Source organism: Microbulbifer halophilus (assembly GCF_026183675.1).
GTDB classification, from domain to species: Bacteria; Pseudomonadota; Gammaproteobacteria; order Pseudomonadales; family Cellvibrionaceae; genus Microbulbifer; species Microbulbifer halophilus.
In genome coordinates, this window is sequence record NZ_JAPIVK010000063.1 from 1 (window position 1) to 7,335 (window position 7,335).

Here is a 7,335-nt window from a genome sequence, read left to right on the forward strand (position 1 = left end):
ATTCGATATGCCGCATGATGCCTATTTGAATGCCGGGTTAATAGTGGAAAAAAAGTCGACGAACAGTGCGCTGACATTTTAAAGCGTGAAGTCTGGGGTCTGATTGGTATAGCCACGTATTTCTGGAGATTGATCGCTGGCCCTTGTGCCTCCCGCTTGGCATAGGCCCTGATCGATAAACTTTGTTGGATTTCCGGTAGTTTTGCATGGCGTACCGGATATATTCTGATGCGCAACTTTACTGGAAAAGGAGAATGGAGGCGGTAAGGTAGAGAGTAGCTGGTGTGTCGGGAAAGCGGGCCCTGCGGCCCGCCCACGGATATAGAGATAGGTAAATTGGCGCTACCGGCATCACTGCCAGTTCAGGACCACCTTGCCGGAATGGCCGGAGCCCATGGTGTCGAAACCTTTCTGGAAGTCGTCGACGGAAAACTGGTGGGTGATCATCGGGTCCAGGTTCAGGCCGGACTGGATCAGGCTGGCCATTTTGTACCAGGTCTCGAACATCTCGCGGCCGTAGACGCCTTTGAGAATCAGGCCCTTGAAAATGAACTCGCCCCAGTCGATTGCCATCTCGCCGGCGGGAATGCCGAGCATGGCGATCTTGCCGCCGTGGTTCATGGCCGTGAGCATGGAGCGGAAGGCGGAGGGGACGCCGGACATTTCCATGCCCACATCGAAGCCTTCGGTCATGCCGATTTCGTTCATCACGTCCGGCAGTTCCTCCCGGCTGACGTTGACGGTGCGGGTGGCGCCCATCTTTTTCGCCAGGTCCAGGCGGTAGTCGTTGATATCGGTGATCACCACGTGACGCGCGCCCACATGGCGGGCCACGGCGGCGGCCATGATGCCGATGGGGCCGGCGCCGGTGATCAGCACATCCTCGCCCACCAGGTCGAAGGACAGCGCCGTGTGCACCGCGTTGCCGAAGGGGTCGAAAATGGAGGCCAGATCGTCGGAGATGTTGTCGGGAATCTTGAAGGCGTTCAGGGCCGGGATCACCAGGTATTCGGCGAAGGCGCCGGGCCGGTTGACGCCCACGCCGTAGGTGTTGCGGCACAGGTGGCGGCGGCCGGCGCGGCAGTTGCGGCAGTAGCCGCAGGTGATATGGCCCTCGCCGGAGACGCGATCGCCCACTTCGAAACCGCGCACTTCCTGGCCCATGCCCACGACTTCGCCCACGTATTCGTGGCCCACCACCATGGGCACCGGAATGGTTTTCTGCGACCACTCGTCCCAGTGGTAGATATGCATGTCGGTGCCGCAGATGGCGGTCTTGCGGATTTTGATCAGCAGGTCGTTGTGGCCGGGTTCGGGAACTTCCGCGTCGGTGAGCCAGATGCCCGGTTCGGATTTGAGTTTGGAGAGTGCTTTCATGTTTCTGGGCCGGAATTCTGTGATTGGATCGGGCGGGCCTTGCGGCCCGCATGCGGAGCTGGAGCTCCGCGCTCCCGGGAGAGGGGAGCTTGCTGTTGAGGTTTAGGGGGTTAAATAATTTTCAGTTCTTTGCCCACTTCGATGAAGGCATCGATGCAGCGGTCGAGCTGTTCCCGTGTGTGGGCGGCGGACATCTGGGTGCGGATGCGGGCCTGGCCCCTGGGCACTACCGGGTAGAAGAAGCCGATCACGTAAATGCCGCGCTCGAGCATCTTGTCGGCCATCTGCTGGGCCAGGGAGGCGTCGCCGATCATCACCGGGATGATGGGGTGGTCGGCGCCGGCCAGGTCGAAACCGGCTTCGGTCATACGCTTGCGGAAATAGGTGGAGTTCTCGCGCAGTTTTTCCCGCAGCTCGCCGCCCTCCATCAGCATGTCGAGCACTTTCAGCGATGCGGTGACGATCGCCGGTGCCACGGAGTTGGAAAACAGGTAGGGGCGCGAGCGTTGGCGCAGCAGGTCGACAATTTCCCCGCGCCCGGAGGTGTAGCCGCCGGAGGCGCCACCGAGGGCCTTGCCCAGGGTGCCGGTGATGATATCGACGCGTTCGATTACGTCGCAGTACTCGTGAGTGCCGCGGCCGTGCTGGCCGAGGAAGCCCACCGCGTGGGAGTCGTCCACCATCACCAGTGCGTCGTACTTGTCCGCCAGGTCGCACAGTGTCTTCAGGTCGGCGATGACGCCGTCCATGGAGAAGACGCCGTCGGTGGCGATCAGTTTGGTTCTGGCGCCGGCGGCGTCGGCCACCTGCAGTTGCTTCTCCAGGTCCGCCATATCGTTGTTGGCGTAGCGGAAGCGCCTGGCCTTGCACAGGCGCACGCCGTCGATGATGGAGGCGTGGTTTAGGGCATCGGAGATGATGGCGTCGTCCGGGCCCAGCAGGGTTTCGAAGAGGCCGCCGTTGGCGTCGAAACAGGAGGTATAGAGAATGGTGTCTTCGGTGTGCAGGAATTCCGACAGGCGCGATTCCAGCGCCTTGTGGATGTCCTGGGTGCCGCAGATAAAGCGCACCGACGCCATGCCGAAGCCGTACTGGTCGAGGCCGTCTTTGGCCGCCTGCGCCAGGTCCGGGTGATTGGCCAGGCCCAGGTAGTTGTTGGCGCAGAAGTTCAGCACTTCGGCTTCGTTGTTTACCTGAATCTCGGCGGCCTGCTGCGAGGTGATGATGCGCTCGCGCTTGTAGAGGCCGTCGGCTTCGATCTGTTTCAGTTCGTCGCGCAGGTGCTGGAAGAATTGTTCTCGATTGGACATGGCGTTTTTGTTGGCTCCTCGATTCGTGCTTGTGGCACCAGTCTAGTTTATCCGGCCAGTTCGCAGGCCTTGTGGGCCGTTACGGGCTGATCGCTGGCTCGGCAACTGGTGGCGAATTCTAAAGCTTCTTCTGCACTTTGGAACAGTAGTTGCCACAGCAATTGCCGGTCGGCCCGTCGCACGGCGCGCACGGCAGTGCGGCGGCGCTGGTTGGCAATCTGGATTTCGACAACGTCTGAGCTGGAATAGGGTGATTCGGACATGGTCCCTCCAAAAGCAGTGCATGGAGGGCTGACGTGGAAGAGGCGGAAGTAAATCCGCAAATCCGGTTGGATTACCCGTTACCTTTCTACAGGTACTGTCGGGTCCCATCTCTCCCATCGTTGCAAAGGCATTGGCGATGAAGAGAAAACCACCTTGCCCCGGTCGGCAGGTTGGCGTTGGCGTCAGCCACTCTCTGGATGTGGGGGCAAAGATAGCGGGACCGCGGACAGTCGTCAACTGCGCCGCCCAGTCCCCGGGCGGCGCAGAATTTTATGCCGGCAGTTGCACGGATTTCAGTTCGATAAACTCGTCCAGGCCGGCGTCGCCGAATTCGCGGCCGTTGCCGGAGCGCTTGTAGCCGCCGAAGGGTGCCTCGTAATTGAACTCGCCGCCGTTGACGAAGCAGAGCCCCGCCTCGATGCGGCGCACCACCGGCAGGGCGCTGTCGGCATCCTTTGCCCAGACGCCGCTGGCGAGGCCGTATTCGGTGTCGTTGGCAATGGCGATGGCCTCGTCCATATCCTTGTAGGGGATCAGGCAGGTCACCGGGCCGAAGATCTCCTCGCGGGCGATGGTCATATCGTTGCTGACGTCGGCGAATACCGTCGGCTTGACGTAGTAGCCCTTGTCGTAGCCCTCCGGTGTCTCGGCGCCGCCGGTGACAAGGCGCGCACCCTCGGCCACGCCCTTCTCGATATAACCACGCACGATATCCCGCTGGCGCGCGGACGACACCGGGCCCATCAACGCGTCGGAGCCGGTACCCAGCGCCGCTTCCTCGGCGAACTGCTTGGCGATCCGGACCGCTTCGTCGTATTTGTCCGCCGGAACCAGCATACGCGCCAGCGCCGTGCAGGTCTGGCCGCTGTTGATGAACACATCCTCGCAACCCCAGCGCACGGCCTTTTCCAGGTCCGCATCCGGGGTGATGATCAGCGGCGATTTGCCCCCCAGTTCCTGGGTGACGCGCTTGACCGTCGGTGCGGCCGCTTTGGCCACTTCCACGCCGGCGCGGGTGGAGCCGGTGAAGGACACCATGTCCACCAGCGGGTGCGCGGCCAGCGCGGCGCCGACGACGGGGCCGGCGCCGGGCACCAGGTTGAATACGCCCGGCGGCAGGCCCGCCTCGTCGATGATCTCCGCCATCACGTAATCCTGCAGGGGCGTGGTCTCGGAGGGCTTGGAGATCATGGTGCAGCCCGCCGCCAGCGCCGGCGCCACCTTGCCGACGAACTGGTGCAGCGGGTAGTTCCAGGGCGTGATAAATCCGCAGACGCCGACCGGCTCGCGCAGTATCAGCGAGTGGGCCGCCTTTTCGGTTTTCTCCATCAGCGCGGCGCGGTCGGCGTAGTAGCGCATGGCGTAGATGGGCCCGTCCACGTGCAGCCACTTGGTGATATGGGCGGGGCAGCCCAGCGCCGAGGAAACCGCCTGGATCAGGTCCTCGCGGCGCTTTTCCATGCCGTCGGCGATGGCATTCATCAGTGCGGCGCGCTCTTCCGCACTGGTCTTGCCCCAACTGCCGAAGGCGGCGCGGGCGGCGGAGACGGCGGCGTCGACGTCCTCGCTGGAGGCCTGTACCACCTGGCAGAGGACTTCCTCGGTGGCCGGGTTGACCACCGGGTGCAGATCGCCCCCGGCGGAATCCTGCCATTCGCCGTTGATATAGAGTTTGTCGGTGTGCAGTTTGCTGAAATCTGTCATGGAGTTACTCCAGGTTTTAGTATTCCTACAGGGCGGCTTCGTACCATGTGCCAGGGCGGTGCGCGCGGCGCACCCTACGCGGTGATCTCGATCAATGTCGGCACATTTATGTTGAGCGCTTCGGCAACAGCCGGCCCCAGTTGTTCCGGCCTCTCGATGCGGCAGCCCCCGGCGCCAAAGGATTTTGCCAGCGCGACGAAATCCGGCGTGCTGAGATTGACGCCCTCCTGTTCCACGCCGGCCTCATCCATAAAGTCGCGGATTTCGCCGTAGCCGCTGTTGTTCCACACCAGGATCGGCAGCGGCAACTGCTGTTCCACCGCCGCGGCCAGTTCGCCCAGGGTGAACATCAGGCCGCCGTCGCCGATCAGCGCCAGTACATCGCGTTCCCCGGACAGCCGCGCGCCGATGGCGGCGGGCAGGGCGAAGCCCAGGGTACCGTAGCCGGTGGTGCAGGTCAGGTGGCTGCGCGGACTGTAGCAGGGCAGGGCGCAGTTGGTGTTATAGGCCAGTTGCGTCGAGTCGGTGACCAGGATGCCGTCTTCCGGCAGTGCCGCGCGCAGGGCCTGAACCCACGGGTAGCGCTCCTCGGAACCGGGCCACCACTCCCTGCGGCAGTCCGCGAGCAGTTGTGCCACTTCGTCGGCGGCGGATTGCTGTTCTGTGGCGCCGCCCACCGGCAGGGCCTCGTTCAGTTGCCGCAGTGTCTCCGCGGCATCGGCGCAGATGGCCAGGTCCGGCTCGGCGTTGCAGACCAGTTGCGCCGGATCGATGTCCACGCGGATCAGTTTGCCCTTGAAGGCGTAGTCGGGGCGCACCAGGTTGCGGTCCGTCTCCGCCAGTTCGGTGCCTACGGCCAGCACCACGTCGGCGTTTTCCACCCGCTCGCGCACGCAGTCGAAACTCAGGTTGGCGCCGCCGCACAACGGGTGGCGCTCGTCGATGATGCCCTTGGCGGCCAGGGACAGAAAAACCGGCGCCGCCAGTTTCTCGGCGATCGCTGCGGCGCTGATACCAGCGGCCTGGGCGCCACCGCCCAGCAGGATTGCGGGGCGCTCGGCACCGCCGAGCCACTCCGCCGCGGTTGCCACTGCCGCACTGCTGGCCGCTGCGGGCAGGGCCGGCGGGCGGGCGCGGTAGTCGTCGAGCTTGCCCGGCATGGGCGCGGGGAACAGGTCGATGGGAATTTCGATATGCACCGGCCCCGGGCGGCTGGACGCCAGCAGTTGGAAGGCGCGGGCGAGCACTTGCGGCAACTGTTCCGCGTCGGTCAGCGAGTGCTGCCAGATACAGAAGCCGCGGCTGGCGTCCTGCTGGCGCGGCAGTTCGTGCAGTCGGCCGCGACCCATACCCAGGTCCTCGCGGCGGTTGACCGCGGAGATCACCAGCATGGGTACGGAATCCGAGTAGGCCTGGGCCATGGCGGTGGCGGCGTTGGTGACGCCGGGCCCGGTGATCAGGAAACAGACACCCGGTTTGCCGCTGGCGCGGGCGTAGCCGTCGGCCATGAAGGCGGCGCCCTGTTCGTGGCGCGGCGCAATATGTTGCAGGCCGCTGCCGGGCAGGCCACGGTACAGCTCGATGGTGTGTACACCGGGAATACCGAAGACTTTTTCTACCTGATATTCCCGCAACAGGTGCATCAATACCTGGGCACAGGTGGGCGCTGAGGACATGGTGTATTGGTTCCTTCGGATTGAAAAGTGTGCCGAGACTAGCGACAGCGCAATTGTGGCGCAAGCAGCAGAGGATTCTGCATATTGGGCGGTAAATTCACCGGATAATTGAGCTCGGATCCGAGTAGAGGTGTGGAAAATTGCGCGGATTGGGAAATTCGCACCCGCCGGGTAGACTTGTGGTTCAAGTTTCCCGGTTCGTGCCATCGGCAGACGTTTCAGGCCCTGAAACCTGGATTGGAATTTCGGATTAGTAGTGACGGAGTAACGCAGTAATGGAAATAGATCAGTGGCGCCGGGAGTACCTGCGCGGCGGCCTGTCGCGGGAAGACCTGAAGGAAAGCCCGCTGGAGCAGTTCAGCCAGTGGCTCTCGGAGGCGGTGGAGTCCGGGCTGTCGGACCCCAGCGCCATGAGCCTTTCCACGGTCGATGCCAACGGCCAGCCGTCCCAGCGCATCGTATTGCTGAAAGGTTTCGATGAGGGCGGCTTTGTTTTCTATACCAACCTGCGCAGCCACAAGGCGCGGGATATCGCCACCAACTCGCAGGTCTGCCTGCTGTTTCCCTGGCAGTCGCTGGAGCGTCAGGTGATTGTCTACGGCCGCGCCGTCGAGCTCTCCCGCGACGAGGCCCTGGCCTATTTCCACAGGCGCCCGCGGGACAGCCAGTTGGCCGCCTGGGCCTCGCACCAGAGCGAAGTGGTGGACTCCCGGGAGGAGCTGGACCGGCGGTTCGCGGAAGTGAAGGCGCGTTTCGGTGACGGCGAAATCCCGCTGCCGGATTTCTGGGGCGGCTACCGGGTGGTGCCGCAGGAAGTGGAATTCTGGCAGGGCGGCTCGCGCCGGCTGCACGACCGCTTTATCTACCGGCGGGATGACGAGGGTGGCTGGAAGGCGATGCGCCTGTGGCCCTAGTGGGCCGTGCGCACCAGCGGCCGTTGGCACAGTTGCGGTGCAACGGAACGGTGCGCACGGCGCACCCTTGTATCTGTCCTTGGGCTCTGG

Annotated in this window: 6 protein-coding genes; 1 reads left to right on the forward strand and 5 read right to left on the reverse strand. The window is 63.6% G+C overall.

Annotated features, from left to right (window positions below):
* Positions 1–351 precede the first annotated feature (351 nt).
* The 5 genes from tdh to OQE62_RS18985 all read right to left on the reverse strand — a co-directional run bounded on the left by tdh (position 352) and on the right by OQE62_RS18985 (position 6,331).
* Positions 352–1,377: an L-threonine 3-dehydrogenase gene (gene tdh, locus OQE62_RS18965; RefSeq protein WP_265723616.1), complete on the reverse strand. Its 1,026-nt coding sequence runs from the start codon at positions 1,375–1,377 to the stop codon at positions 352–354.
* A gap of 110 nt (positions 1,378–1,487) precedes the next feature.
* The gene (locus tag OQE62_RS18970; protein WP_265723617.1) at positions 1,488–2,687 is read right to left on the reverse strand and encodes a glycine C-acetyltransferase; all 1,200 of its coding nucleotides are present in this window, start codon (positions 2,685–2,687) and stop codon (positions 1,488–1,490) included.
* A gap of 47 nt (positions 2,688–2,734) precedes the next feature.
* A complete protein-coding gene (locus OQE62_RS18975; RefSeq protein ID WP_265723618.1) occupies positions 2,735–2,950 on the reverse strand; it encodes a hypothetical protein in 216 nt (71 codons plus the stop codon).
* A 271-nt stretch (positions 2,951–3,221) separates the two neighbouring features.
* The gene (locus OQE62_RS18980; protein WP_265723619.1) at positions 3,222–4,655 is read right to left on the reverse strand and encodes an aldehyde dehydrogenase family protein; all 1,434 of its coding nucleotides are present in this window, start codon (positions 4,653–4,655) and stop codon (positions 3,222–3,224) included.
* Positions 4,656–4,729: 74 nt separating this feature from the next.
* Positions 4,730–6,331 (reverse strand): 5-guanidino-2-oxopentanoate decarboxylase, encoded by a 1,602-nt coding sequence (locus OQE62_RS18985; protein ID WP_265723620.1) that lies wholly within the window; start codon positions 6,329–6,331, stop codon positions 4,730–4,732.
* A 275-nt stretch (positions 6,332–6,606) separates the two neighbouring features.
* Here OQE62_RS18985 and pdxH point away from each other — a divergent pair, with 275 nt between their 5' ends.
* A complete protein-coding gene (pdxH, locus tag OQE62_RS18990) occupies positions 6,607–7,245 on the forward strand; it encodes a pyridoxamine 5'-phosphate oxidase (protein ID WP_265723621.1) in 639 nt (212 codons plus the stop codon).
* Positions 7,246–7,335 lie beyond the last annotated feature (90 nt).